Below are 26,008 nucleotides of genomic sequence, written 5' to 3'. Positions count from 1 at the left end.
ATGCTACTTCGCGATAGCGGCAAAGGACGAGGTCGAGGGCTTCGGTGTAGTCAAGCCGCCCAGCAACGTAAAAAAACCGGCGATGTTGTTCTCCTCCGCCATCAACTGCAGGTTATTCGCCAGCACCATGAGTTCCAAATCGCGCACCTGTTCGGGTGTCATTTCAAACGGCCCGGCTAGAAATTCATAAACGCGCCCCTCTGCCTTTTTAGAAACAAACAGATCCAACACCTTCATAAATGCCTGCGCGCCAATTTCATCACGGGAAAGTTCCTTGTCATTGGCCAGCTTCGCAAGGGTCTGCACCTCGTCTTTAAGCTGCAAATCGGATACAATCCGCAGCGCTACAAAAACGTCCTGTGTGGTCAACTTTCTCATGCACTAGCCCCCGCTTTCGGGTAGAAAATCTTAAACGGTGGGCTGTCAAGGCTCGCCTGATCGTAATGCCCGGTGAAAATCATCTGCACGACGCCCTCGTTTTTATCCTGCATGGTGGCGGTCAGACCGTTGGTGTTAATCGCGTTCAATACCTGAATAATCACCGGATTGCCGCTGCCCGAGAGCTTGCCCACCCATGTGACATTCTCGATATAGTCCGCCAAATCGAAGTAGTTGCGCGCTGAAAGAATGTTGTAATTGGTGTTGGTCGTGGTGTCCACATCCACCGAAACAAGCGCCAGTTTCAACGTGTCCTCCGACAATTCAAGGACGTTCGCCATCAGCGTGACGGCCCACTCGTCGATAGCCTCCAGACCCTTGGCCGCACCCTTGACGCCGTCCACCTCAATGCGGCGGATAGTGGGCGCTGCCTTAAATTCACCGCCGCCGCGCGTCGCACCGATTAGCTTTCCGGCAGTCACCGCCGTTTCAAAGGTATCGGTCGCGGCATCAAAGTTTTTAAAAAAGGCCCCGGCGTCTAAAAGCAGACGTTCCGAGGTCTTAGCAGTAAAACCGCTATATGTTTTGCTCATATGTTGCTCCTTTCGTAAGCATAAAGTTCAAAAGTCAGCCGCCGACGTCGCACTTCTTTGTCGGGGTCTTCCACCTTGTTGCGCGTCGCGCGATAAATGCGATATTGCAGCGTGTCGGTCAGTCCATCGCGGTGATCCAGCGCCTTGGTGCAGGCGTCGGCCAGCGCCTCGACCGTTGCCGTGTCGTTCGACTTGTCCCAAACATTGAGTTCCAGAGAATAGTCCCATCTGTTACCACTGAAAAAGCAGTTGAGATCAAACACAATGTGCGGGAACAGCTTTTCGGGCGGCGCGTCCTCATAAAAGACGTTCGGGCAAAGTTCCAGCAGCAGCGCCCGGATAATGATTTTAAGTTCCTGTGTCACCGTCGCCCGCCTCCCCGATTTCCTCGTTCTCGTTGATTAACTCCTGCGCGCGCATATCGTCCTCAATGGCCGACAGGTACGCGCCCTGAATCTTCCGGATGTCCTCGATGCTCTCGCGCACCGTGGATTGCAGAATCTCGCGGCGCGGCTGGTTGGATGTGCCCAGCTCCTGCAGCTCGCCATACCAGGCATTACCATACGCGCCTCGCTGCAGATTATGGATGCCGACAATTAGGTCGTTTTCCTGCTTGCGCACCCAATACTGGAATTTTCCGGTGCGCTTTTTGTTCATATACTTTGAGCCGCCCGGCAGCGCCCGCAGCTTTCGCGCGCAGCGCATGAGGATTAACCGCCCGGTATCTTTTAAGGCCGCGCGGGTTAACTCGGTCAGGGTATAGCTGGCGCGGTCAACGCTGGAAACAAGCTCGACCTGCCCCTTTTTAAACTTTACAGGTGAAGGAATGGCCATTAACCCACCCCCGACTGACAGACCAGTTCCATGTGGTCGCCATTTTGAAAAGTCCGGTTAATGCGGTACACCCGCCCGCCGATCTCGGCCTGCCGCTGGTCGCCGTACTCCGCCGCCCATATGACGGCTTTGATCTCCGGCTTTTGTCCCAGCGCCTGCGCCTGATAAAATTCAGACTGTCCAATTGAGCGAATCCGCGCGATTATGTCGGTGCGCTCGCTCCCGGGGATGGCATCGCCCGCCGCGTTGACAGCAGGCGCACCACCGATCAGCGTTATAACAATGTCACGATCCAGCACGATAATCCCCCGCAATCATCAACGAGCCTTTCAGCATGTCATAGGACTGCTGATAGCGCCCGGCGTTATCGTCCGCACCAAAATGCGCCTTGCAGTAAAGCACAGCGGCCCGCTTTATCAGCGGGTCGCTCTCTTTCCCGACAACAGTCACGCCGCACAGCGTCAAATCGGCCTGCGCGGCAGCAATCAGGTCGTTTAACTCGGCGTCAAAATATTTGGTGGTAATCCGCAGCGCTAATTTGACCGCTTCTAGCATTTGCTTCTACCCCCCGTTAGACGGTGGGCTTTACAGTCAGCAGCGCAAAGGACTTATCATCCATCAGCGCGCCCTCGCCTCTGGCATACCCGGCGTAAGTATAAACATGGTTCTTGATGTCCTTATCCCGCTCGATCATGATGTCCTGCACCATGTTGAACAGCACACGGTTCGGGTCGCCGATCAGGATCTTGTCGTCACCGACTGAATCCTCGATGCGGATCAGGCCGCCCAGCAGCGCCCCCTTGGCACCGTCCTGCATGTTGGACTGGAAAATCGGTCGCCCGGTGTCGTCAGTCATGGCAACCAGACGGTTGTAAAGGGTGGCATTGGTGACATAAACCTTGATGTCACGCGCCCGCTTAAGCTTGCCGAATACGCCCGCCAGCTCCTTGTAGGTGACGGTTGCCACTGCCGCTGTCTCGACCTTGTTGGCCGCGTTAATACCCGTGATAATAGTCGCGACGGCGTCGTCTGCCATCGCCTCGCCCAGCTGCTCGGAAAGCTCGCTGACCAGATACGCCTCCAGCGCGTCAATGCTCATTTGCGCCATTGCATAGGAAACATTGATGTGCTTGGAGAAGTCGTTGCCGGTCAGGGTGACGTCGATAAATTCGTTCTGCTCGTCGTCGTTGGCAACGCCCTCTGCGACCTTCTTAGCCTTACCCTGCAAGATAGAAACATGCTTGGCGACCTTGATAACGGTGCCGGTTTTCAGCACCTTAATATCCTTCATGATGCTGTGCTGCCCGCTCACCAAGTCCCAAATCTGGTTCAGGGTCGTGGTCGGCAGAACGGCGGCGGTGTTGGTGGTCAGGTGGGTGAAAGCAGCGCGTTCCTCGGTGGCCAGCTCTTTGCCCAGCAGGTTTTTAAAAAACGCGCTGCGGTATTCAGGCGATTCGGCGGTATACTTGCGCGGCTCGGAGCCATCGTCAAAAATGCGGGTGATCTGCCCCTCGCTGCCGTTAGAAATGCTGTCGAGCAGCTTCTGGCGCTTCTCGATCTGGTTAAGCAGTCCCGTGCGCTCTTCCTGCAGGTCGCCCGCCTCCTTGGTCAGCGCGTCGATATCCGCGTCGTCCTTTGCCGCCTCGCCCTTGATGGCCGAAAGGCGAGCTTCGATGTCCTTGATTCTCTTTTTCATGCTAAAATCCCTCCGTTGTTAAATTTAATATCAGCTTTTTGGCTGCGTTTCGGTGTTGGACGGCCTCCGCCGCCTCTGCTTCGGCCTGCGCCTCAAAAAAGGAACGTGCCGAAATGCTGGTGCTATCGTAAGCCGGAATATCGACCGCCGCCACGTCAAAAATGCGCTCGAATCCGGAAATACGCCGTGTGTGGGTTAGCCTGTCGTAGCTGTCCCGGTTGGGGTCTGCCTTAAAGGAAAAGGACATTTTATCTATGTAACCGCCCTTGACCTCTTCGTAAAGTCTGCGCCCCTCTTCGGTGCCGGAAAGGTCGGCCTTGATTTTAAGGCCCAAGTCGTCCACCTCTAGCGTTAGGGTGCCGTTTTTGGTTCTGGCCACCGGCTTGCCCCGGTGGTTATAGTTCATCATCACGTCGGACATCTGCGCACCGGTGAACGCCCCGCGCGCAATGACCTCGTAATATTTAACCCCCTCGCATTCATACAGAATGGTGGGCTGCTCAAAGGTTGCTGCGTAGCCCTCCACGGTCATGCCGTCGCCCGCCGCACGAATTTCAAATGTGCGGTGCTGCCTGTCTTTTGTCATTTAAGCGGTTCCTCCTTTGTCGGGTGATATTCACCGCGAATGTAATAACCGTCTCCATCCTCCAGCGACGGCAGGTTCCAAATCTCCCGTATTTCGTTGCGGTTCATAAGGCCACGGTCGAACATCAGCGTCGACACCCGCAACTTATCGTTGTTGGTCATATACTGCAGCCGGTTGGCGGTGAGAAAAATCTGGTTGCCGGTTGAACGCTCGCGGTCAGTGAAGGTCATATTGGTCATGACGGTGGATATCTGAATGGAAAGCGGCTCGATCTGCCCCTCATAGAACGCCGCCCAGCTGTCACCAATAGCCTTGTTCTGCAAGATTTCCTCATTTACTCCGAAGTAGTTAAACACATTCGCCTGAATAGCCTGCATCTGAGCGGCATCCACCACGAACGGCTGGCTTTTAATCTGCTGAATGTTGGTGTACCCGTTTGGAAACAGCAACAACCCGCCCGATTCTTCGGCGGCGAAGTTCTCAGCGGTAAAGCGCTTGCGCTCGGCAGCCAAATCGGTGCCCTTTGCGAAGTTTGAGGCTTGCGCCATGAATCGGAAGGTCGCCGAATTTTTGACACCCTCCTCAATGCCCTGATTCTGTGTATGGATCAGCTGCATGGTCGGGTACATAGCCGCATTTGTTTCTCCGAAAAAGTCGTCGCGGTACTGGTGCATCGTCAACACGCCTGTCCGTTCCAGCTCAATGGTCGCGCGTTTCCCGCTCGAAAAGGTATAGCGCAGGTACGGCCTGCCGCCCACGTCCATGACCTCGCAAAGCTGCGGCAGCGCTGGATAATACCCGATGATGTCCTCGAATGCGTCCTCAATTGGTACGAGAAACGCCGTGTTATTCACCAGCAGAATGGTAGCCAGCCGGTACAAAAACTGCGGTGTTGACGAAAACGGATTCGGTCGGTATGTCAATGTGCGTTTTAAATGCGGCTTTGCGGATCCGATTACCTCCGGTTTTAGCTTGCTGACGTGGTTCGCCACCGCGTGAATCGCTGCGCGGGTTAGTTCCATTTCATACAGCCCGCCATCAAACGACGTGAACGCCGGGCGGTAGGCCGTCAGGGTTTGGAAATACTGCCCGACATTGTTGGCGCGGTTGGGCCGTTTAAAAATGCTCTCGAAAAGTCCCAAATTATCACCCCTCATTTTTTAGCTGCTCGCCAATGTCGGCATACCATTTTTGGCGCACTGTCATGGCGTCGATCACAGCGACAAAGCCGTCAATGCGCTCGCGCTGGCCGATCTTCACCGGGCGGAACTTTCTTGTCTCGCTGTTGTGTTTCAGAGCCACATTCAGGAAATGCGCCTTTAACAGCGCATTGTCGCCCATGTTAAAAGCGCCGTCTTTCAATATTCCCTCAAACTCCCGGATCACCGGCGTGAGGTTCTCACCTTGATGCACGTCGTCCATGTGAAAGCCATATTGCTTCATTTCTTCTACGAGATACTGCGCCGAATAACGGTCGTAGCCTATTTTAAGCGGCAAAATTTCATACTCTTCCACCAGTTCGCGGAACCAGTTAAAGCAGTCCCGATAGTCCACATAGTTCTCGCCCGAAAGCTGCAAAAGCCCACGCTGACGGAACAGCTCATACGGGACGCCGTCCTCTGCTTGCGCCGCCTCCAGCCGGGACGCGGGCATAAAGAATTTTGCAAAGGTGTACAGTTTACCCTCCCGCTCGATTACCACGCAGCAGGCGGTCAGGTCGGTGGTCTGCGAAAGGTCGATACCACCCACGCAATAGGAAGAACGGAAATCCTCGAGGCTGTACGGCTCCTTTGTGTTCGCGGCCTTGTCCACCGTCTGGTAGTCCAGCCACGCGACGGAGGCGTTCTGCTTGATGTTGCAGTATTTGGTCAGAAACTCCGCCCGCTTTGAAAGGCTATTTTCGGCGACCGCGATCTCTTCCAGTAGGAAATCCACCGCCACCGACACGCCGAGGTTCGGCCCCGCTTTCTGCAGCTCGTTGATGTCGTTCCACTTGTCCGGGTCGTCGATCATGTACAGAAACGGCAACAGGCGACGCTCGCGGCTACTGCCCAGCAGAAAGGCCGTGGCGCGCTTGACCAGTTCGTCATAAATCGAATCGTTGACATAGCCCGCCGTGGAGATTGACAAAATGAGCGGCTGCCGCCTAGCGCCCAGCGCCGACTTCATGACCTCATACTGCCGCAGCCCCGCCTCGCCTGACCAGCCCGCGATCTCGTCGCAGATCACCAAATGCGGGTTGAAGCCGTCCGACTTCTTGGCGTTGAATGCAATAGGCTTGATGCTGGTGTTGTAGTCCGCGATGTAAATATCTGACCGGCGTTTCTTGGCGAGCGCCGACAATTCCGGCTCCTTTTCCACCATCTGATAAAAGTTTTCGTACACGATGGCGGCCTGCTCCAGCTTCGGCGCGAGGCAATAGACCTTTGCGCCATACTCGCCATCGAGATACGCCATATAGGCGATAATAGCCGAGGCGAAAAGCGTCTTGCCCTGCTTGCGCATCATGACGATTAAAACCTCGCGGAACACCCGCAGGCCCTCCGCGTCCACAATGCCGAAGATGCAGGAAAGTATCGCCTTTTGCCACAGCTCCAGCCGGATCAGGTCGCTGCGCCCCTCGCAATGGTGACAAAACGCCTCCACAAACCGGATGGCCTTACTCGCCTTTTTCGAGGAAAAGAAAAACGAGCCGTTTTCCAGCCCGTTCACGATATATTCGTACACTAGCAAAATCCACTTGCCGACGATGATTTCCCCGGCCTTGATTTTCTGGTAATACTCCAGTATGTAGTTCATCCGCTCCCCCCTTACTCGCCGCGCATCGCGTCAAGCTTGGACTTTCGCTGCTCCGGCGGCAGCAGTTTTTCAAGCCGTTCCATGACGGTGTTGTAATTCTTGAAAAGGCTGTTGTACGCCTGCAAATCGGACGAGGCTTTCTTCCCGAACTGGTTGGCCCCGTTCCGGTAGTCCTCGCTGCAGCCGTTGGAGTTGAGCGACGCCTGCAGGTCGTCCAGCGTGACACGCATAAACGCCGCGTTTTCGATCAGCGGAAAGGCGAGCGCATACTTACCCGGCTCCAAAACCTTGTAGATTTTGTTAAGTCTGTTCTTCTCCTTCTTGATCCGCTCTGCTTTAGTTTTTTCTGGCTTATTTTCCATGGGTACACCCCCCTTCGCGACCCTGCGGTAAAAAATGAATGGCCCCTCTCGGTCTTGAGACATTGATAATTGAAAATTTTTTAAGGGGGGAGTACCGTTCCATCTGCCCCCCACCGGTACCGCTGCGGGCGCTCTTGCTGCCGCGCGGCATGTTCTTTGTTGTGGCACTCCTGACAGAGATATTCCAGCCTTGCATGGTTGAGTGTGACACCCGGGTCGTTGATGTTATGCGGTGTGAGGATGGTTTTGTGGTGAACGATGTCGCCCGGTTTGCCACAGCGTTCACACAGGCCGAACACCGATGCAATGTAGCTATCCCGGCAGGCTTGCCATGCTGTTGAATTGTAGAATGCTTTCGCCCATTCCTTTGCCATTATTCATCTACAACCAAAGCGGGAACTTGCTCCTGCAAATTCTCTTTTGCCCACGCGTTGTATTCCTTAATTGCAGCATTTGCACCCTGTAAATGAAAAGTCAGCTGTTTTTCAGTGGATGCAATCAAGGCCCTAAGGGTTTCAATGGTTCTTTCAAATTCGCGCACTCTTATCTTTTGTTCATTAAGCCATTCGGCAAACTGCTGCTTGTAAAGTTCATCGCTCATAATTTTGTCACGCTCCCATCCTCTGAAATTACTGAAATATCATGTCTGCCGTGGATAGTAACCACGCCATCTCTCATTTGATGCATTATGCTTTGTCGCAAAAGTTCCCTGTCGTGGTCATTCATGAGCGGCGTCCTGATTATTAATAACGGATATTGGATCGGGATTGTAACCTCGGCTTGCTTGTTGCTCATATTTCTGAAAATACGTCCCGATATAACAGCGTCACCTATTGGCACAGTATATCCCCTGCACGAAACGCAGTTGCATCCGTCCGCCATATTGAACGGGAAAAGGTTTATCTTTCCGCATTTTAGGCACTTTACTGCCGTGTAGTTTTTCATGCTTTGGCACATCCCTTCTGAAATAGGAAAAGCCGGGGAATCATCCTCGGCTTTTCTGATTGCATACTTTCATTGCCCTTATAATACCACTTGATTTTTGCCCCTAACTATCAACTAGGCTAAACCGGCATTTTTAGCAACGTACCAAATATAACGAGAGCGCCATCGCTGCCACGTTGCACTTCCGGCTATAATCGGGTAGGGCATACCATAGAGGACGTTATTCCACACACCGCGCCGATATTCTTCAGGTATCTTTTCCACCGCCCGCTCGATGGCTCTAATTTGATCTTCAATTCGGCTCAGTCGTTCCGCTTTACTATATGTTTGGTCTGCTGGATCAGTAGTGCGCGGCATACCGTCATGAATTGGCATAGCGCATAATATGTCTTCACGTTCTGCGCGTAGGCGATCATAATCTTTTGCCATGTAAAGAACCTGCTTATAAACGTTGTGCGGTAAGAGGTATGGGTTTCTCCGCTGGCGCTGGTAATCTCTCAATTTATCACCACCTTTTCAGATTGAATTTTTTACTGTATGTTTAAGGTGTTGTTAGTAAAAGTAAACACGGCCACAATGAATTAAAATGCCAGCATAAAAATCCTATTAGAGCAAACCATGCAACATAAACAACCACAATGCAAAAATATTTCATTTCATTTATCCTCGGTCAGATAAACGTTCATTTAGTGGCCTTCTTGTCGCATATGTAATAATGTGGTAGAATAATAGCAAAACTGTGGAGGTAATAGCCATGCTAAGAATAGAAAAAGAAGCTAAGACGCCCAGCGGTGGCAAGGTGACTCTTCGTTTTTTCGAACCGGACGAATGCCCTTTATGCAAAAAGGCAATTAAGCCTAACTTTCTTTATGCATATGCTAGTAGCCAGCAACGGTCGGCATATGTATTTTTTGAATGCAGGGGGTGTTGCAGCGCATTTGTCAAAGCTATTCAAAGCATGGATGTTCAGAATACTGGCACTGCCGTCTATCTCGTGGAAGTCGAATCCACGCCGTTTTTTTTGGCACCAAATCCCGCAACTCCTGTTTTATTTTCTACTTATATCAATGATATCTCTCCCTCCTTTGTAAAAATTTATAATGAGGCACATTCTGCCGAGTGCGCCAATCTATCTGAGATCGCAGGAATAGGCTATCGCAAAGCTATAGAATTTTTAATTAAGGACTATTTAATTTCCAGTTTAGAAGAATCTGAACACGACAAGATTAAACGCGCGCCTTTGGGACCTTGCATAAAAACATATATAGAAAATCCCCAGCTTAAGATTGTCGCAGAACGTGCCGTTTGGATCGGAAATGATGAGACACATTATATTCGCAAGCATGAAAACAAGGATGTCCAAGACTTAAAGCGTCTCATAGAAGTAACTGTTCGATGGATTGAAATGGAATTAATGACCAAGGAGGCGTCGGATATACTACCTCTCTGATTTCTTCACAGTTTTTTTAATAACTGTGTACAAAGTTCCGTGCTTTGTTTTAAAAGCGATTGATATGCGCTAATAAGGGCGTCTTGATATTCAAGGCGCTCTAAATATTTATCAGTTGTACACCCTCCCTGTCTCTCGGCCTCACATATTTCAGCAAGGCGTTCAAGCGGTATGCCCTTGATTATGTCGTGTGTAGTCATGCTGTCACGTCCTTTCTATTGTTTGTTGCATCAGCAAAATATTAGCCAACTGTTTTATGCTCAAATATTTATCTTGACAATACTGGACAAACCGGGTATACTTAACGAGTGTTCTAAATGTACGAATTGATCGCCGCGGGTTGTAAGTCAATTTTCGTTTGACTTATTTCACCCGTGGTTTTTATTTTTGTTGTAGGATAACTTTTTTTCAGGAGGTACTTTATGAATAAAGGTACTGTCAAGTGGTTCAACGAGGGCAAAGGATTTGGGTTTATCGCCAACGACGAAGGCGGCGAGGATGTGTTTGTTCACTTCTCTGCCATTCAAAGCAACGGTTTTAAATCGCTGGTCGAGGGGCAGAAGGTTTTCTTTGATACCGAACCCGACCCCAAGGATTCCCGCAAGCTGCGCGCCGTTAACGTTCGTGTAGCTTAACCCTCGCTACACAATCCGCTTCTTCACAGGAGCGGATTTGTGTGGGGTATACAATTATAAATTGAGGAAGGAGAATTAAGCGTGTTTCTAAATATTGGCGACATAGATGTAGATGATCTGATCTACGAAGACGAAGTCCCTTATGTAAGTGAGAGATAGTCAAAAGGAAGAGACCCGGGGCAGTTGCTGGCCCTGGATTTTTTTTGCCTATTTTTCCTCTGCTTTTTTCATACTTGCGTCCTTTCTGTCGGCAATCCGTCGATAAACTGTTATTTAGCGGCCTATACCAGCCGCCCGAAATCAATCACGCGAACAGGAAACGCGCCGCGTTCCGTTGGGCCTACAAGCGCATAACATCCGTCTGGCCACTCTGGGTTCCCAAACCGAAAGGCGCAGTACATATCCTGCACATCGGAAACGGTGGGTTCGCGCAAAGCTTTTAAAATTCGGTTGTGGAAAATGGTGCGGTCGCGGAATTTGTACGCACATTCTCGCTTGCAAAGCACGACCGTTTCTTCTGCGGTGTATTTACTGGCGTGGGTGACAAACATATCCTCGTCCCCGGCGTCATACCCAAACGTCATAAAGTCAAATTTGCTCATGATGCACCTCCTGTTATTTAGCGGCCTGTAAAAGCTCGGGGTTGTCGTGGATTTTACCAATGATTTCGCAGTCCCCAGCGCCTAGCGTTGATTGCTTGCACGCAAAGTTGATGCTGCCATTGTGAAAACGAAATCCGCACCTAACATATGAATTGCAAAACTGAATTTCATAATTACGGTAATAAACTCCGGTATCCGCAAACTCTCCACCGTGGCGGTATTTAACAATATCGCCCTCAAAAATCTTGGTACGGTTTATGTCGGTTAGGCCGGTGAATTGGCCGATGGTGGAGGGGCCGACAACGTGAGAATTACCATCGCAATCAATGATGTGGTGCGTTTGTCTGGTCGGTGTTTCGTTGAGCCAATAACCACCCTCAATCCATTTTTCGTTATCAATTCGCTTACCGCGAAATAATATTTCTCGCATTTTTATGTACCTCCAAATTACAATTTGTTGTTATCTCCGGGAAAACCTTGTCCACGTCACACGAATTGGGAACGGCTCAATCTCACTCGCCCACCGCGCCGAACCTGCGCCGTTGATCTGCTCCCATATCAGTGGGAACCCGCCAATGCCATCAAACAGGCTGCCCAGCGTGGCATCCCGCTCGAATTGTGCAGATAAGCGCTTCAATACCCATTTCCAAGATGGGCGTGCTATGCTGTTTCCAAGGCTCTTGTATCGCGGACCGTCTGCGGGCGGCTCGGAAAGCCATTTAAGTATTTGCTTGTCGCTGTGATGCTTAACGCCGTTGATATCGTCCCAGGTATTAAATACCTCTCGCCAAAAGGCCATATCCTGCTCTGAAAGCTCAGTAATTGGCGGCACATCCGTCCAGTAATCAGGGTAACCTTGCAAGCGTTCACATTCCAATGGGGTGAGGCGACGAACAACCCAGTGCCATAAATTCACGATAAGGTCAGTTGCGTCCTTATACTGCCTTGCGCTTTGTGTGCTAACGACATCGTTTTTCATATACTCGTCACTGCGCTGCTGTGAATACGCAATGCAAAAATCCGTTTCGTTTTTCTGCCCTGCCGGTCTGTCGGTACCCGCTCCGCTGGCGGCGAGTGTTCCCACGACTTGCGGGTGCATTACTGGATTTATGTAATTAAGCGATTGACCACCGTTGTTTTTAGCCTGTATTGTTCCGCTTAGTTCTGGATTTACGGCCATGTTTCGACAATCAAGCGTTACCGATTGTACCACCGCAATACCGCCTTGATTGCAAGCAGGGTTGCCGCCGTTGCAGTCTAATGTGCGCGAGGTGTTGGCTTCATAAAATCCGGCTTTTGGGTTATCTGACATCATCCCGGCACTGTTATATCCGCCGATTCCGTAGCAAACCATTGGCAGCGCGCCATGACACTCACTTCTTGCGGTTTCAGCTACATCCCCGCTTACAAGCCCTCTGTTCGTAAATCCATAACAAATACAATGTGACGGCCTGCTTGGCCTGTTTTCTCCCTCTGCCCTCAGGCATCCAAATCCGGGCATCCAGTATCCTTGTCCGCTCTCATTGTAGACTTTAGCGCCCTCTCCAATATCTCCGGCAACTTCTTCCCGCGCTTTTCGGCTCGGCGTAAAATTCCTTCGCAAGCCTTGGCGCTCAAAAAGTATTTCGGGTGCGGTGTTTCCTCTAAAATCCACGACAAGCGCGATTCTACGGCGACGCTGGGGCACTCCCCAAAACTGTGCATCGAATACACGGTAGGCGATTGACCAGCTTCCATCGCAAAAGTAATCCGCCTTTCGCCACTTGCCTTTATCGGGCAAATTAATTCTGGCTCGTGGGTCGCAAAGTCTACACAATTCTTCAAGGACGGCGGCAAAGTCTCGCCCGCCATTACTGCTAAATGCTCCGGGCACGTTTTCCCAAATAGCGTAGTTTGGATATAATCCATCGGTTGCTTCCCTCATTTCACGGATGATTCTCACGGCCTCCATAAACAGGCCGCTACGCTCACCACTTAAACCTTTTCGCTTTCCCGCGACGCTAAGGTCTTGGCAAGGTGAGCCAAATGTTATAACGTCCACCGGCTCAATTTTAGAGCCGTCTATCTTGCTAATATCTCCGAGGTGTATCATTTCGTCTTACCTCTCGTTGTCTGATAAATCATGGTTTATCGTTGTATTTCCTGTACTTCTCCGGTGTCCTGATTTATGGTCAGTCCCATTTTGGCAAGCTGCTCGGCCTGCTTATCGGCTTTGGCTCGCTCGGCGGATCGTCTGATCTGTGACGCCAGCGCAGCCAGAGAATCGGCAAATTTACCCCCCGGCATCTGCATAGGCATAATGGCCGCCTGCGCTATGAGGCCGGTTTTAACAACGATATAGGACAGGCCGTCCCTAGTCTTGCGCTCGTATAGCTCTTGCATTTCCTGCTCGTCGGAAACAGGCTTTAGATATTTGGTTTGAATGAGAATTATTCCGTTGCTGATTTCCAGCGGCTTTAATACCCGTCCGGCATAAACAATTTCAGGATAGGTGCCCCGCTCATCTATGAGCTGCTCACCCTCGCAGCAGTCAGACAGATTGATACCCTCCGGTAGTACTCGACTGTTCACAAGCCACTTGGTGCGGTCTTTCTCCGGCACATCAAAGATCGTGAGTAAATTGGATGTGTCCAGATAGGGCAACCCAAACAGTTTATAAATAGCGGCACCGTCACCGACATACTGCTCAACGGAATCATCCGCGCCACTTTCATATAGAATTGCTATTTTGTTTTTCTTGCACAGAGTTGCCACATCTTTAATTTTCATGCTATCCTCCTATCCCGCCAGATATCTTTCATGGCTGGCCTTTACATTTTTCTGGCTTACAACGGCATAACGGGTCGTTGTCTCAATCGACGTATGCCCCAACATCTGCTGCACCTGCTCGATAGGCATTCCCCGCCCTATGGCGGTTGTGGCAGTCGTGCGCCTAAATCTGTGCGGGTGCGTGTTCTCTACCCCTGCCCGCTCGCCTATAGCCTTTATGATCTTCTCGATCCGGCTTATGGATAATCCCTTTACCTCGCCCTTTTCGCGAACAATCACGGCGGGGCAATCGTCTTGGCGGCTTTTTAGGTAGCGCATAAGGTGCAGCTTTGCGCGAGCGTTTAGATATGTCACGCGCTCTTTTGCACCCTTTCCATATACGATTACCTCACCAGTCAGAAAGTCAATACGGCTGATCTCCAGCGTTTCCATTTCACCAACACGCATTCCCGTAGATGCGAATAGTTCCACCATGGCGGTTTCGCGTAGTGTCCGGCAGGCCCCGCGCAGCACTTCCACCTGTTCCTCTGTGAATGGTTGCTTGATAATCTTTTCCGTTTTAATCTTCTTAATCTTTCGCATGGGGTTTTTCTCTATGTAATCCTCGTTGTATGCCCAACTGAAGAAGCTGTTGAACACTCGGCGCTTATTGTCAAGTGTCACCTTTGATATGCCTTTTTGTGATTGTTTTACTAAGTAAAACCTAATATCATCTGTGCCTATTTGATCTAATGGCTTTTGGATAAATTCAATCAGCGCCTTAATCTCCATTGCGTAGTATTTAAGGGATTTTTCAGATAGTCCTTCAATCTTCTTGCTTACAAAAAATGTCTTAAACACCCGCTCGGTCAAACTCTCAACAGGTACCATTGCAGTCTCGGCAAGACTGATCTCGTAACTGTGCAGCGCGATGGTAATGCACTGTTGCAACTGCTCAATCTGCGGTGTTTCCAAAAACACTAACGCCGCGTTGATAATCTCGCGTGTTAGCTGCTCTTTCATGATTACCCTCCATCCTCAAACGACAAAAGGTTTCTAACTTCGTCCGCGCTGGGTGCCTATCCTCTGGACGCATGTGCCGCTCTATCCAGCTGTAAGCATCCGGCAGCAGGTCACTGGGGCGACTTCCGGATGTTAACAGTACATCCATGCGGTTAATCAGGCGGGCATAATCCGGGTAGGTGATAATCAACTCGGCATATTTCATCCTGAATACCCTTTCCCATTTTGCGGAAGGGTGCGCGGTTGATACAGCCCTGTTTCCTCGGTTCCTGCGATATATCGCATAATCACCCGGGCGGCATCCTCGCAGGAATAGCAAACCGCAACGCAATAGCCTTGACCGACAAGCTGTTCTATCCACCACGTTTGACTTTTGTCTGGACGGTTTTTCCCGAATTTCATTTCAATATAAAGACCATGGTATGTATCGCGCGCCACCGGCAGGCACAGATCGGGAACGCCCGCTCGTAGTCCTAACCGCTTTTGGTGAGCGCCACCGGCAAGGCCGCGCTTGCCCTCGTTTGGTACATGATACAACAGCTGTAATTCCGGGTGACGGGCAGTCTGCCATGCGGCCCATGCAATAAGCTGCTGCTGTTCGTTGTCCTCACTAGATTGAATAGGATATTTCATTGCTGGCGGTTCCTCCTTTCAGCCTCTTGGTCTGCCTGCTCGAAGGATTCAAACAGATCATGCGGGTAAACAAAGCCCGGTATATCACCGTCCACATCCCGAACGGCATATTTTCTGCTTAAGCCTAAAACATAAATCTCGACGATACCGGCCAATTTCTTTTCGATCGGCTGCCACTGGTTTTCATCATTTGTTACAAGCACCCAGCAAGATTGACCTAACGGCACCGGAAACCTGTGCCAACACTTTCGGTTCCGGTTCCAGTCCCGATCTTGCCACGAGCGGGTTAATTTTTTCTTTGCACGACTATTCATTTTCAACATCTCCTTTTGATCGGCTTTAAACGTATGAGGGTGTAGCGCAGGTATTCGGCCCCGCTGTATGGATTTCGCCCCCGCTCCGGTTCGGTCTGCGGGTCGAGCATCCAGCCTTTTGGTACTTTGACGCCCTCTCGCCAATGTTTGGCCTTGATGGTTTTCTGTTTCGGTTTCGGCCTGTCTAGCCCTTTTGAGCATTTCCAGCGATTTCCCACCCGCTCGGGTGTGTCGGTGTGGGCAAAGATATACTCTGCCAACCTGCGATATTGCCCGGATTCATCGAGCGGGCGCACATTGACATGGCCATATGGCCATAGCGCCTGCAGCTGTCTCAGCTTGATGCCCGGCAGCACCATGTGATGGTGCGATTTCTTCGATGGTCTTTGTTCTGTGACAGCCACATACCGCAGTGGGACGTTTTCAGCAGAATATATTTTTCTGATATTCTGCATTAAGGTGTGATAATGGACTAATGCTTCAGCAGTAGTCGGGCGCAGCTCTTTGCGATAAGTAAACGTCACCCATATATCTTCCGGGCCAAAATTTGCATTTAGGATATGGCGCAGCCGCCGAAGGGCGTTACTGCGGTTTACCCTTGCGATCTCTTCGGGGGATGGCTTATGCCACTCTTCCCCCGATCCTGTTGACTGGCTGCGAACTGCCCGCTGCCTTAGTTCTACCTCTCGGGTTCGACCGGCGTCGGTCGTTCTCTTACAGTAGGGCATGCTTTGTTCCTTCTGTCCCCCTCGGGGCGGGCGAACCAAAAGTTAATACCCCTTAATCAAGCTAAAAGGCGCATTCTGGCGCACTTTTCAATTGATTTATTCGCGCAAATATGTTATAATATTTATGTTCAGTTGACGCGAAAGCGTTGGGTATTTTAGGGGCATCACCGTTTGCGGCGGCGATGCCCTATCTCTTTATGCGCTTTGATGCCGGGGGCGCGTCCCGGTGCGTTGGCTCGGCAAATTGTCGGGCCTCTTTGCTTTGGTAGAAGTTGCAAACGGTGCGGCTGCTGCTCTGGTCGAGGAGTGGGCAACCGCTGTAACAATGGGTCAAGCAGACGGGTGCCTGATGCTTCGGACAGCGTACCCATGACCGCTGTTGTTCCGGTGTCTTTCCGCAGATCGGGCAGCGTGTGTCATGCTCCGACATTCTCGCGCACCTCCCCGGTATAGCGGTTACGCCCGCTCGCTTCGAGCTTGTCCCCAATGGCGCGGCGACCATCCGTTTCGAGGATATTTATAAAGTTTTGCCATGCGACAAGCGGGTTCTCGTCCCACATTGCCCGCTCGATGGCATCATCCACAAGGCGGTGCAGCTCTGAGCGCTTCATAGCGGTAGTGGTTGCTATAACTGCCACCTCCCCCACCCGATCAGGAACAGTCCCAACAACACGAGGCTCACCCGCGACGGTAAATAAACAATATGTATCACGGCGGGCAGCAGCATTACAATAAGGCCAGTAATCGTAAAAATACGCTTCAGTCTGGCGCGCGCTGTCTCAGCAAGAAAGATGCTCTTTAAGGCAAACAGCCGCTTGAAATAGGATGAAAGGCGTTTCCGTCGTATTGTCCGGCAACCTTTCAGCGAGGCAAGGCGCATGTCATGGGTAATTTTCGGGGCGGTCAGCATAGGCCGCTCTTTTCCAACTGCGATTTAAGCTGCTTCGCCCGGCGGTAGAATGCTTCATGGTCGTAATACATCGCGTCGGCCAGTGCTACGCAGGTATTGGGGTTAGTGGCATACTCAACAAACTGCTCCAGCAGTTTCAGCGCATCGCCGGTGATTATTGGGTTCATCTTGCGGGCCTCCTTTTGGCGGCGGCTTGCTTGGCTTTCCAAGCCTCTACGCCACCGGCGCGAATGATTTCAGCCGCCTTTTGTGCCAGTATTTCTACAAACGGCCCAACCGGCAGACTTTCGACCGGTGTGCCGTCCGGGTACACGCATTCTTTTATGTAAAGCTCATTTGCCATACTCGATTCTCCCTTCTACCCCGCCATCCCCAGCACTTTGTTGATGCTGTCCTTGATTTTGGGGTTGTTGTTTCTGCCCGCCATCACCTTATGCAAATACGAGCGGTCAAAATATAGCCCCGTATCTTGTGAAACTTGGCTAATTAGCCACTCTTGCGTTTTGTCGATGTCTACAAGGCGCTTTTTAATCTCCTTGCCATATTGACAAATTTTAACTTCCGACAAGTTTTCACCTCCTAAAACGTTGACATTTACGCTTATGTGTAATATATTAAGAGCGTGACCAAACAATAAATACACGTGTGCGTATGTTATATCTGCATATTACTACGCATACGTATAATAGTCAACCCTAAAATTAATACTCGATTGTATAATTTATGTTTTGACTAAAAAGGAGCGTATTAATGTGGCCAATTTATACGAAGTGCTTTCAGACCTTTGTGCTAAAAAAGGAATCACCGGCTATAAAATGTGTAAAGATATAGCAATTCAACCCAGCATTATGACCGACCTGAAAATGGGGAGAAGATCAGGAGTCAATGCCGAGACAGCTGCAAAAATAGCTGACTATTTCGGCGTATCTGTTAATTACCTTCTAGGAAAAGAAGAACTAAAAGAAAGCGCGCCCGCTCTCAATACGAGAGACGAGCGCGATATAGCCAAGGACATGGAACGCCTGCGCCAGAATTTAGAGAGCGGCGAGGGCTTAATGTTCGACGGCGATCCTTTGAGTGACGAGGCCAAAGAGTCTATTCTTGCTGCCATGAAAATAGGATTGGAAATGGCCAAGGTAAAAAACAAGGAGAGGTACACGCCTAAAAAATTCAGAAAGGAAAACAATGATGCTTGATGCCAAGGGCTTTGCAGAAAAGGCGGTCAAGCGTTTTAAAACGCGCAACCCCTTTGACATTGCAGAATCTCTTGGATTTGACATAATATATGTTCCTCTGGTCGGCGTCCGGGGATTCTATCAACAATTAAAACGCAACAAGTTTATTTATATAAATGAAAGCCTGAATGACCATCAAACTCGGCTGGTATGTGCCCACGAGTTGGGGCACTGGTTCATGCATAAAAAGTTGAACCGCCTATTTTTAGACTCGCGCACCTTTTTCGTCACCAGCCGATATGAAACAGAAGCGAACCGCTTTGCTGTTTGCCTCTTATACTCAGATGATGATATGATGGAACTCCAAGATTTCACCATAGATCAGGTCGCCTGCATCATAGGCGTCAGTCACGATCTTGCCGAATACAGGGTACGAAATACTCTGTGCTTAAAATGAAGGAGGTTTTATCATGGCATTTGGATTCAGCTGGAAACGCGCACTTGGGGTTACCAAGGTTAAAACAAAAATAGCGCACGCAACCGGAATTCCGACCACCAATGCCGGGCGGAAGAGAAAAATGCAAAATATGCTCTGGAAATCTATTTTCGGGAAATAAGAAATCCCGCTCGGTGGTGTCACATTTAACGGGGATATAAAGTAAGCGGCGAAATAGATTAATTCTTAAAAATGAGGAGGGTTAACCGTGGGGAATGAGAATTTAAAATCATCTCATTTACAAGGAGATGAAATTGCATCCATTGCTACTTTGGAGTTTGAGATAACAGAAAGAAGAAATAGCCTATCAACAGACAGATTAGATATGTCCTTTGGCGAAATAATGAGCATGTATGAGCGGGATGAAATTATTATATCGCCAGAATTCCAAAGGCTATTTCGCTGGAGTATTGATCAGCAAACCAGATTTATTGAGTCACTCCTTCTAGGAATCCCTATCCCCCCTATTTTCGTGGCTGAAGGTCAAGAGGGCAAGTGGGAATTAGTAGACGGCCTGCAACGATTATCTACTGTTTTATCTTTTTTTGGATTACTAGAGGATTATGCTCAAAATAAATGGGTTCTTGTTAGTGGAGATCTTATACCTTCCCTTGAAGGGTATAACATAGATTCTTTACCCTTAAAATATGTCTTAAATTTGAAAAGGACAGTATGCCGTGTTGAGGTAATAAAATGGGATAGTAAATGGGATATGCGGTATGAACTGTTCAGCAGATTGAATACTGGTGGAGAACCGTTAACTGATCAAGAAATACGAAACTGTATTTTCAGGGGGAAATTATCTTCCTTTTATCAGTTTTTAGAGGAAATGTCCAGAAATGAAGAATTTCAAGGAATTATTGCAATATCCGATAAGCAAAAGAAACAGCTATATGATCAAGAGTTGGTTATTCGTTTTATGTCGCTATTTCATGATTGGGAAAAAGTATCAACATCTGTTTCTGTTCACATGACCAATTTTATGAAAGAAAAAGTTAATGCTGGCTTAGACCTTAGTCCGGCGGATCAACGCGTATTCGAAAATGTTATCCATTTGTTATCGCCCCTTGGTAAAGAGATTTTTAGATTCAATGGCAGCAATTTATTTTCCCCTAGCTTATTTGAAGCAATTACGATAGCGACATCATCGTTTTATAATTTTTATTTAGATAAGCCAATCTTGTTACAAGAAAAAATAGAAATGCTTAAAAACGATGAATTCTTTAAAAAATATTCTGGATCAGCTTCGGGAAGCCAGCAACGAGCCAAAAGGCGTATTCAACGTGCCATCGAAATTTTTGAGGTCGAAGGCAATGGACAGAACTAAGGACTCAATAGTTGAAGATATTAATTGGCGTTTAGGTGAGATAGCTTTAATAAAAGCAATTGCAATTGATCCCGGCTTTTCACCCCAAAAAAAAGAGATCGCCTTGAAATATGCAATTCCGGCTTTATATTCCATTTGGGAAGGGTTTATCGATTTTTCATTTTCAGAGTATGCTAAGTACTTAAATAGCAAAGAACTAGACTTTTGCAATGTTAATATAGATATGTTAACTCATAACTCTTTTTCTTTGCTACAATTGCATAACCCTCCCCGGGATTATAATAAGCAAAAAGAATTTGTAAAGCGCATCTATAATTTTTTATTTCAAAAGTTCACCATAGCCCCTATTCCCACTGGATCAAACGTCAATTATGATCAGTTAAAAATTATTTGCCTACGTTTCGGGATAAGTATGGTGCCCGAAGAAAAGTATAAATCGAAGCTTCAACGATTTTTAATGTTTCGTAATAAGCTTGCCCATGGAAGCAAAAGTATTATTGTACACACATCTGATTTAGAATTTTTCTCAGGATTAGTCATTGATTTGATGTTTGAAGTTCAAGAGAATATTTTCAGCAGTATTGATAATTCATCATACACATTTAATACAATCGATCAAATATAAAATCCCGCTTGGTGCAGCGAACACCAAACGGGATGCAATACGAGCAGCCAATCAGTCAAAAAGCCACTCTGCAAGGTAAATTATAACACCTCTGCAGGGTCTGCGCAAGCATACTCTAAGGAGGTTTATTTTTATGATTAATGCCGCAATATATGCCCGGTATTCAACAGACAACCAAAACCCTGACACTATAGAAGTGCAGGTTAAAAAGTGCGCCGAGTATGCAGCCGCGCACAACATGCGCATTGTGGATGTATATGCCGACGAGGCAACCTCCGGCATGAAGTCCCACCGGCCAGAGCTTGACCGCTTTTTTCGTGATACTAAAATAGGATTGTTTAAAGCCGTCCTCATATACGACCAGTCACGGTTTAGCCGTGATCTGGTGGACTGGTTCAGCTTTCGCAGACTGTTGCAGGCTAATAAAATCAACCTAATTTCGGTGACGCAGTCATTTATCGGTGGCGACATCAACGACCCCTCCGTCTTTGCCAGTGAGGGTATTAATGCACTAATAAACCAAATGCATGTTTTACAGACGCGACAAAAGGTTAAAGCTAAAATGAACTTTTTAGCACAGCAGGCGCTCCACACCGGCGGCGTGGCCCCGTTGGGTTATAACGTCATAGATAAAAAGTACCACATCAATGAAACTGAGGCCGATGTCGTGCGGGCGGTTTTTCATATGTACGCTTACGGCAGCAGCTACAACGAAATCATAGACCAAATGAACCGCGTCGGTGCAAAAACCAAACGTGGCAGCAGCTTCGGCAAAAATTCCATTCATGACCTACTTTGCAATGAACGCTATATCGGCACTTATGTTTATGGTAAGGTTCCACGCGACGACAACGGCAAAAGAAACACCCACGCCGAAGACGTCGAATGCATCAAGATACCCGACGCGATACCGCGCATTGTATCGGATGAATTATGGGAGAAGGTAAGAAAGCGCATGGCAGATAATAAGCGAAACGCCGCCAATACCGCCAAGGTGAAATACATGCTTTCGGGCAAAATCTTCTGCGGCCATTGCGGGGCGGCTATGGTCGGCGTCAATAACCGCAGCAAATATTTTTACTACGGCTGCAATGCTAACCAGCGGCTGCGCACCTGTGACAAAAAGCTTGTGCCTAAAGATGCTATTGAAGAATTGGTAGTCAGCCATGTTCGCGAGCTGATCCGCCCGGACAATGTGCATGTACACGCTGCATATATCGCCCGCTCGATTGAAAAGGCCAAGGATGCTGGCCAACCAGATAAAGCAGCACTTCGCGCCGAGTTGCAAAACGTCAAAGATAAAATCAAGGCCATCAACGAGGCTATTGCAAATCGCATCTATTCCAGCTCAACGGTGGACACTCTGAAAGATTTAGAAAAGCAAGCCTCAAACATTGAGGTGATCCTATATGAAATCAGCCTGACCGAACGGGCTATGAATAAGTACAGCGAGCCGGAAATAGCCAGTATTCTTCTGTTTGCACTGGAACAGTCCGACCGCGATCTTGTCGGCATGTTCGTGGAACGGGTAGAATGCTTTGACGATGGCGGCGTGAAAATCACCTTTAACCCGCTTGGCATCGACGTTTCCAAGCGTCCCCCGCTCGATATTAGCAATGCAATAGCCTATACGCCCACCGCCCTGTACGGGTCAGCGGCACCAGAACGATCCTCAAGTAAACCTTGAGGGTCGTTTTTCTATTATTTTTAAATAGTTTATCTTGAAAATTAAAATATCATCATAATGGCGTTATAATGCGGGTTTATATTTTATAGTCCTATCCCCTCTCAATGCTATATTTTAATCTATCACCCTGCTATACCGGATTAAGGAGATAATTAGTCTGTTTGGATATTTTAAATCACAGATATTTATATTGAGACATTATAGAACAACTGCTATTTATGTAGTTTATTATCATCTAATACTGGTATTGAAACATGTCTACACCAGAAGTAGCGCATGTAGGGCGTGTAGTTTCGAAAATTTCTCTCGTCATTAACGCAGTCACATATTATATTTGAGATAATTGGCCAGAGCGATAATGGACTTATTTTAGTAGAAAAGTTTCAATTATACATGCCCTACACGCCCTATCCATAAAACACCAATAGTATTATTTTATTAATGAATGCCAGCGGATTGATAAGATAATTAGTCTGCTTAGGTATTTTCAAACGACGGATAATTATATTGAAGCACAATAGGATAGCAGTTATTTATGTAGTTTATTATCATTCAATATTGGTATTGAAATATATCTGTACAGAAAGTAGGGCGTGTAGGGCGTATATTTTCGAAAATTTTCCTCGGCATTTAGCACAGTCACATATTATATTCGAGATAATGGTCAGATCGGGATATCAGCTTATTTTAGTAGAAAAGTTTCAATTTTACATGCCCTACACGCCCTATCCATAAAATACCATTCAATATATTTTTGATAAAACAGCGCTACAATTTTGAAATTAATAATCTAGATTTTTGTAAGTATCCTTTTTCACATCAAGCACGATACCGTTAATAACAACTGTGTCCTCATCTGACCATCGCACGTAAGCAAAGTTACAGTGATATTTCCAATAAATATTTCTTGATCTATTGGTTTTTGTATTTTTCACACGTCCTAATACTGCAAAGTCCGTTGTCATATTACCGCTGTTCAGATAGGCGGTAACAATATAGGTGCCATCAGGTGAAGGATATGTTCCTATGACTTGATCACCCTTAATAGTTTGAATATTCGAATGATAAAGTAAAAAAGCAACAAACAGTAGAATCAAGGTAAGAAAGCTGATCAATATTATTTTGATCGCTTTTAATATAGCTCTTTTCATAAATGAACCCCAGCTTTCTAGTGTGTTTTGTTGTAATATTCAATGCCCTTGCGTATCATTTTATTGTCATAAGGATCATCAAAGTAGGTGGGCCAAAAACTCCAATCCCAAGTGCCTTCTTTAATCTGATATGCACCTGCTCCGGCACTAAGAAATTCGTCATGATAGCCAAAGAGTTTGCCAACATATCCAAAAAGGAGGTCTGCATCAATCTCATCTAATATATGGTGTATTCTATCTGCTGATTTTCGCAAAGCTTCACGATAATTGTACTTTCGATCATCTGCCATAAGGCCCGATAAAATCCCCTTATTTAGAGCGGAAAAATAGTCTTCAGTTCCAACGACATATCCATACCTATCTCTAAAGGCAATCACTATTGCATCTTCCAAAACAATACACCTCCTAAGTTCAATCAGGGATGTAACACTTTCAAAATATTACCTCCTGATTGTAATTTTAGCATAATCAAAGTGAATGTGGCTTGCAATGGTCAATTAATTTCAAGTTTAAAGCAACTTTTGAATATTCTCTGCATCTATTCTATCGCAATATTTAATCGAACCCTCACTTAAAATTCAAGTGAGGGTTCGTTGTATTCTTAGGCAGTTTTTATATTTTTCCTGTCTATGTCTTTAGAAAAGCTGTAATCAATCGTATTATCAATATCTCTATCAAAACAAAAAGCGACCTTAAAGGTCACTTTTATTTTATCATTATTTATAATCATGCTCCCTGTAATCATAAGCGTGCGTTTCAACATTTAAAGTTATATCGTTTATAATAACAGTGGTCTAATCTAACATTCAACCTCTGCGGTTCTTTAATGGTATTGCCAGTAAACATTCCGCGACAAATGGGTTCTGGTATTTTTCACCCGCCCGAGAATCGCAAAGTCCACGGTCAGGCTGTTTCTGTTATTAAGATAGGCCGTCAGAATATAAGTACCGCCTGGGGAAGGGTATGTGCCTATAACTTCCTCCCCTTTGATGCGCTGTGTATTATAAAAGAGATTGTAAACCGTCATTAGCGTAAAAAGTAGTACAATAATAATGATGACACAATCCTATTTTCTTTAAGCCATGCCTTGTTCATATATAGCACCTCTGTCTGATGGAAAATCCTGACCATACCGCCCAATCTCAACCGAGCAGAGGCGAAGTAGCTCATGACGCCTCCTTTTCGTGGGGGAATCACCAGTGCTTGACTTCGTAACCGTCGTCATTATAAACATCCTTCCCGACGTTTATTACCACATCGTTAATCACCACCGTGGTGTCGTCCGGCCATCGGACATCAGCCACACTACAGTGGTATTTAAAATAGACGTTTTTAGACAGATGCGTCCTGGTGTTCTTGACCCGGCCAAGCACAGCGAAGTCAACAGTCAGACTTCTTGCGTTGTTAAGATAGGTTGTCAAAATATAGGTTCCGTTTGGGGAAGGGTAGGTGCCGATAAGCTCTTCGCCCCTGTATCTCTGCGCGCTGAAAAAATAAAAGCAAAACGCTATGAAAAGCAGAAGCAGCGCCGTAGTACGAAGCCTTTTTATTTTAGCTTTATCGCATAGAAGTCTTTTCACACATATCCCCTTTTCTAATGTGTTTTATTATAATAGGCAATGCCTTTTCTAATCATCTTGGTATCATAGGGATCGTCGCCATAGCTTGTTGCATAGTCTAAACGCCACGGGCCGGTCCAAATCTGGTATAGGCCCGCCCCTAAGCAGAGAAACTCATCGTCATAACCAAAAACCTTCCCCACATAGCCGAAAAGGATATTTCCCGTCGCGTCTTTTTTAACAATATCCCCTTCGTAAATATACCATTTACTATCCCATTCAGGTGAGCGTTTTATATCAGTTGGACTTTCATCTTTGACGCTAGCAATAAATTTTTTCAATTTGGTCACGGGGCTATTTTCGATAGTCACAGTTGTGCCGAGAGCATTTTGATAGACGGGAGCTTGTGTATAGGCGGCATAAGTCGCATCAGTAGATGCCATCAGCTTATGAAGCCGGTCGGTAATATCCTCAATCGGAATTTCTTTAAAATACTTCGGGATTCTTCCATGCAAGTTCGTATGTAAAAAACGGTCTAATTCTTTTGCCGCCCCCAATATGTTCTTACGATAATTTGGTGAGATTATGTTCAATGAGGGCAGAACGTAAACGCATTGGTTAGTTCCCGTGAACAATGAGGACATATTATAAGTGCATTATCATGGTATGTAATTGCGCACGTAACAACATTGTCAGATCTTGTGAAATAACTTGTAGAAACTAAGTTTTCTTCACCAATTGAAGCAATAAAA

40 protein-coding genes and 1 pseudogene are annotated in these 26,008 nt (G+C 47.6%); 8 read left to right on the top strand and 33 right to left on the bottom strand.

Annotation, left to right across the window (positions count from 1 at the left end):
* Positions 1–3: 3 nt before the first annotated feature.
* From RBH76_11805 to RBH76_11735, 15 genes are all read right to left on the bottom strand, one after another.
* A complete protein-coding gene (locus RBH76_11805; protein WMJ83406.1) occupies positions 4–378 on the bottom strand; it encodes a hypothetical protein in 375 nt (124 codons plus the stop codon).
* Positions 375–971, bottom strand: a complete 597-nt coding sequence (locus tag RBH76_11800; GenBank protein ID WMJ83405.1) for a hypothetical protein — start codon at positions 969–971, stop codon at positions 375–377. The genes RBH76_11805 and RBH76_11800 overlap by 4 nt, the downstream gene beginning before the upstream one ends.
* Positions 968–1,336: a hypothetical protein gene (locus tag RBH76_11795; protein ID WMJ83404.1), complete on the bottom strand. Its 369-nt coding sequence runs from the start codon at positions 1,334–1,336 to the stop codon at positions 968–970. The genes RBH76_11800 and RBH76_11795 overlap by 4 nt, the downstream gene beginning before the upstream one ends.
* On the bottom strand, positions 1,320–1,805 hold the full coding sequence (locus tag RBH76_11790) for a hypothetical protein (GenBank protein WMJ83403.1): 486 nt from the start codon (positions 1,803–1,805) through the stop codon (positions 1,320–1,322). The genes RBH76_11795 and RBH76_11790 overlap by 17 nt, the downstream gene beginning before the upstream one ends.
* Positions 1,805–2,104 carry a phage head closure protein gene (locus tag RBH76_11785; protein WMJ83402.1) on the bottom strand — a complete coding sequence of 100 codons (300 nt, stop codon included), beginning with the start codon at positions 2,102–2,104 and terminating at the stop codon, positions 1,805–1,807. The genes RBH76_11790 and RBH76_11785 overlap by 1 nt, the downstream gene beginning before the upstream one ends.
* The gene (locus RBH76_11780; GenBank protein WMJ83401.1) at positions 2,091–2,360 is read right to left on the bottom strand and encodes a DNA-packaging protein; all 270 of its coding nucleotides are present in this window, start codon (positions 2,358–2,360) and stop codon (positions 2,091–2,093) included. The genes RBH76_11785 and RBH76_11780 overlap by 14 nt, the downstream gene beginning before the upstream one ends.
* A 16-nt stretch (positions 2,361–2,376) precedes the next feature.
* Complete coding sequence (locus RBH76_11775) at positions 2,377–3,501, bottom strand: phage major capsid protein (protein WMJ83400.1); 1,125 nt, start codon at positions 3,499–3,501, stop codon at positions 2,377–2,379.
* A gap of 1 nt (position 3,502) precedes the next feature.
* Entirely contained in the window at positions 3,503–4,087 is a 585-nt protein-coding gene (locus tag RBH76_11770) for an HK97 family phage prohead protease (GenBank protein WMJ83399.1), read from the bottom strand.
* The gene (locus RBH76_11765; GenBank protein ID WMJ83398.1) at positions 4,084–5,229 is read right to left on the bottom strand and encodes a phage portal protein; all 1,146 of its coding nucleotides are present in this window, start codon (positions 5,227–5,229) and stop codon (positions 4,084–4,086) included. Before RBH76_11765 ends, RBH76_11770 begins: the two co-directional genes overlap by 4 nt.
* Before the next feature lie 4 nt (positions 5,230–5,233).
* Positions 5,234–6,886 carry a terminase large subunit gene (locus RBH76_11760; protein WMJ83397.1) on the bottom strand — a complete coding sequence of 551 codons (1,653 nt, stop codon included), beginning with the start codon at positions 6,884–6,886 and terminating at the stop codon, positions 5,234–5,236.
* 11 nt (positions 6,887–6,897) lie between these two features.
* Complete coding sequence (locus RBH76_11755) at positions 6,898–7,248, bottom strand: hypothetical protein (GenBank protein ID WMJ83396.1); 351 nt, start codon at positions 7,246–7,248, stop codon at positions 6,898–6,900.
* Between the two features lie 80 nt (positions 7,249–7,328).
* Positions 7,329–7,622 (bottom strand): HNH endonuclease, encoded by a 294-nt coding sequence (locus tag RBH76_11750; protein WMJ83395.1) that lies wholly within the window; start codon positions 7,620–7,622, stop codon positions 7,329–7,331.
* Positions 7,622–7,849, bottom strand: a complete 228-nt coding sequence (locus RBH76_11745; GenBank protein ID WMJ83394.1) for a hypothetical protein — start codon at positions 7,847–7,849, stop codon at positions 7,622–7,624. Before RBH76_11745 ends, RBH76_11750 begins: the two co-directional genes overlap by 1 nt.
* A complete protein-coding gene (locus tag RBH76_11740; GenBank protein ID WMJ83393.1) occupies positions 7,846–8,193 on the bottom strand; it encodes a hypothetical protein in 348 nt (115 codons plus the stop codon). The genes RBH76_11745 and RBH76_11740 overlap by 4 nt, the downstream gene beginning before the upstream one ends.
* A 114-nt stretch (positions 8,194–8,307) precedes the next feature.
* Positions 8,308–8,622 (bottom strand): hypothetical protein, encoded by a 315-nt coding sequence (locus tag RBH76_11735; GenBank protein ID WMJ83392.1) that lies wholly within the window; start codon positions 8,620–8,622, stop codon positions 8,308–8,310.
* Between the two features lie 325 nt (positions 8,623–8,947).
* Here RBH76_11735 and RBH76_11730 point away from each other — a divergent pair, with 325 nt between their 5' ends.
* Positions 8,948–9,643, top strand: a complete 696-nt coding sequence (locus tag RBH76_11730) for a hypothetical protein (GenBank protein WMJ83391.1) — start codon at positions 8,948–8,950, stop codon at positions 9,641–9,643.
* Positions 9,644–10,065: 422 nt separating this feature from the next.
* Positions 10,066–10,278 (top strand): cold-shock protein, encoded by a 213-nt coding sequence (locus RBH76_11725; GenBank protein WMJ83390.1) that lies wholly within the window; start codon positions 10,066–10,068, stop codon positions 10,276–10,278.
* A 281-nt stretch (positions 10,279–10,559) separates the two neighbouring features.
* Here the strand turns inward: RBH76_11725 and RBH76_11720 are convergent, their stop codons facing one another.
* From RBH76_11720 to RBH76_11655, 14 genes and pseudogenes are all read right to left on the bottom strand, one after another.
* A complete protein-coding gene (locus RBH76_11720) occupies positions 10,560–10,880 on the bottom strand; it encodes a hypothetical protein (protein ID WMJ83389.1) in 321 nt (106 codons plus the stop codon).
* 13 nt (positions 10,881–10,893) lie between these two features.
* Complete coding sequence (locus RBH76_11715) at positions 10,894–11,310, bottom strand: YopX family protein (GenBank protein ID WMJ83388.1); 417 nt, start codon at positions 11,308–11,310, stop codon at positions 10,894–10,896.
* A gap of 1,395 nt (positions 11,311–12,705) precedes the next feature.
* Positions 12,706–12,972 (bottom strand): annotated as a pseudogene (locus RBH76_11710) (DNA cytosine methyltransferase).
* A 35-nt stretch (positions 12,973–13,007) separates the two neighbouring features.
* On the bottom strand, positions 13,008–13,649 hold the full coding sequence (locus tag RBH76_11705; GenBank protein ID WMJ83387.1) for a hypothetical protein: 642 nt from the start codon (positions 13,647–13,649) through the stop codon (positions 13,008–13,010).
* A gap of 9 nt (positions 13,650–13,658) precedes the next feature.
* Positions 13,659–14,651 carry a tyrosine-type recombinase/integrase gene (locus RBH76_11700; protein WMJ83386.1) on the bottom strand — a complete coding sequence of 331 codons (993 nt, stop codon included), beginning with the start codon at positions 14,649–14,651 and terminating at the stop codon, positions 13,659–13,661.
* 201 nt (positions 14,652–14,852) lie between these two features.
* Positions 14,853–15,284 carry a VRR-NUC domain-containing protein gene (locus RBH76_11695; protein ID WMJ83385.1) on the bottom strand — a complete coding sequence of 144 codons (432 nt, stop codon included), beginning with the start codon at positions 15,282–15,284 and terminating at the stop codon, positions 14,853–14,855.
* Positions 15,281–15,598, bottom strand: coding sequence for a hypothetical protein (locus RBH76_11690; GenBank protein WMJ83384.1), 318 nt, complete (start codon positions 15,596–15,598; stop codon positions 15,281–15,283). Before RBH76_11690 ends, RBH76_11695 begins: the two co-directional genes overlap by 4 nt.
* 2 nt (positions 15,599–15,600) lie before the next feature.
* Positions 15,601–16,326, bottom strand: a complete 726-nt coding sequence (locus RBH76_11685; GenBank protein WMJ83383.1) for a hypothetical protein — start codon at positions 16,324–16,326, stop codon at positions 15,601–15,603.
* Positions 16,327–16,513: 187 nt separating this feature from the next.
* Complete coding sequence (locus tag RBH76_11680) at positions 16,514–16,756, bottom strand: hypothetical protein (protein WMJ83382.1); 243 nt, start codon at positions 16,754–16,756, stop codon at positions 16,514–16,516.
* Positions 16,743–16,964 carry a hypothetical protein gene (locus RBH76_11675; protein WMJ83381.1) on the bottom strand — a complete coding sequence of 74 codons (222 nt, stop codon included), beginning with the start codon at positions 16,962–16,964 and terminating at the stop codon, positions 16,743–16,745. The genes RBH76_11680 and RBH76_11675 overlap by 14 nt, the downstream gene beginning before the upstream one ends.
* Positions 16,952–17,236 (bottom strand): hypothetical protein, encoded by a 285-nt coding sequence (locus RBH76_11670; GenBank protein ID WMJ83380.1) that lies wholly within the window; start codon positions 17,234–17,236, stop codon positions 16,952–16,954. Before RBH76_11670 ends, RBH76_11675 begins: the two co-directional genes overlap by 13 nt.
* Positions 17,230–17,403 carry a hypothetical protein gene (locus RBH76_11665; GenBank protein ID WMJ83379.1) on the bottom strand — a complete coding sequence of 58 codons (174 nt, stop codon included), beginning with the start codon at positions 17,401–17,403 and terminating at the stop codon, positions 17,230–17,232. Before RBH76_11665 ends, RBH76_11670 begins: the two co-directional genes overlap by 7 nt.
* Positions 17,400–17,579, bottom strand: coding sequence for a hypothetical protein (locus tag RBH76_11660; GenBank protein ID WMJ83378.1), 180 nt, complete (start codon positions 17,577–17,579; stop codon positions 17,400–17,402). Before RBH76_11660 ends, RBH76_11665 begins: the two co-directional genes overlap by 4 nt.
* A gap of 15 nt (positions 17,580–17,594) precedes the next feature.
* Positions 17,595–17,804 carry an XRE family transcriptional regulator gene (locus RBH76_11655; GenBank protein ID WMJ83377.1) on the bottom strand — a complete coding sequence of 70 codons (210 nt, stop codon included), beginning with the start codon at positions 17,802–17,804 and terminating at the stop codon, positions 17,595–17,597.
* A gap of 184 nt (positions 17,805–17,988) precedes the next feature.
* Here RBH76_11655 and RBH76_11650 point away from each other — a divergent pair, with 184 nt between their 5' ends.
* The 6 genes from RBH76_11650 (at position 17,989) to RBH76_11625 (ending at position 22,546) form a co-directional block, all read left to right on the top strand.
* Positions 17,989–18,432: an XRE family transcriptional regulator gene (locus tag RBH76_11650; GenBank protein ID WMJ83376.1), complete on the top strand. Its 444-nt coding sequence runs from the start codon at positions 17,989–17,991 to the stop codon at positions 18,430–18,432.
* Positions 18,422–18,868, top strand: a complete 447-nt coding sequence (locus tag RBH76_11645; GenBank protein WMJ83375.1) for an ImmA/IrrE family metallo-endopeptidase — start codon at positions 18,422–18,424, stop codon at positions 18,866–18,868. Before RBH76_11650 ends, RBH76_11645 begins: the two co-directional genes overlap by 11 nt.
* Before the next feature lie 13 nt (positions 18,869–18,881).
* A complete protein-coding gene (locus RBH76_11640) occupies positions 18,882–19,028 on the top strand; it encodes a hypothetical protein (protein ID WMJ83374.1) in 147 nt (48 codons plus the stop codon).
* An 87-nt stretch (positions 19,029–19,115) separates the two neighbouring features.
* Positions 19,116–20,234 (top strand): DUF262 domain-containing protein, encoded by a 1,119-nt coding sequence (locus RBH76_11635; protein ID WMJ83373.1) that lies wholly within the window; start codon positions 19,116–19,118, stop codon positions 20,232–20,234.
* Complete coding sequence (locus RBH76_11630; protein ID WMJ83372.1) at positions 20,221–20,859, top strand: MAE_28990/MAE_18760 family HEPN-like nuclease; 639 nt, start codon at positions 20,221–20,223, stop codon at positions 20,857–20,859. Before RBH76_11635 ends, RBH76_11630 begins: the two co-directional genes overlap by 14 nt.
* Before the next feature lie 133 nt (positions 20,860–20,992).
* The gene (locus RBH76_11625) at positions 20,993–22,546 is read left to right on the top strand and encodes a recombinase family protein (protein WMJ83371.1); all 1,554 of its coding nucleotides are present in this window, start codon (positions 20,993–20,995) and stop codon (positions 22,544–22,546) included.
* A 782-nt stretch (positions 22,547–23,328) separates the two neighbouring features.
* Here the strand turns inward: RBH76_11625 and RBH76_11620 are convergent.
* From RBH76_11620 to RBH76_11605, 4 genes are all read right to left on the bottom strand, one after another.
* The gene (locus RBH76_11620; protein WMJ83370.1) at positions 23,329–23,697 is read right to left on the bottom strand and encodes a DUF5412 family protein; all 369 of its coding nucleotides are present in this window, start codon (positions 23,695–23,697) and stop codon (positions 23,329–23,331) included.
* Between the two features lie 17 nt (positions 23,698–23,714).
* Complete coding sequence (locus tag RBH76_11615; GenBank protein ID WMJ83369.1) at positions 23,715–24,089, bottom strand: polymorphic toxin type 44 domain-containing protein; 375 nt, start codon at positions 24,087–24,089, stop codon at positions 23,715–23,717.
* Positions 24,090–24,890: 801 nt separating this feature from the next.
* Entirely contained in the window at positions 24,891–25,277 is a 387-nt protein-coding gene (locus tag RBH76_11610) for a DUF5412 family protein (GenBank protein ID WMJ83368.1), read from the bottom strand.
* Positions 25,278–25,291: 14 nt separating this feature from the next.
* Complete coding sequence (locus RBH76_11605) at positions 25,292–25,813, bottom strand: polymorphic toxin type 44 domain-containing protein (protein ID WMJ83367.1); 522 nt, start codon at positions 25,811–25,813, stop codon at positions 25,292–25,294.
* Between the last annotated feature and the right edge of the window lie 195 nt (positions 25,814–26,008).

This window comes from Oscillospiraceae bacterium MB24-C1 (assembly GCA_030913685.1).
GTDB lineage: Bacteria > Bacillota > Clostridia > Oscillospirales > Ruminococcaceae > Yanshouia.
This window is presented reverse-complemented; position numbering and strand designations above follow the sequence as displayed.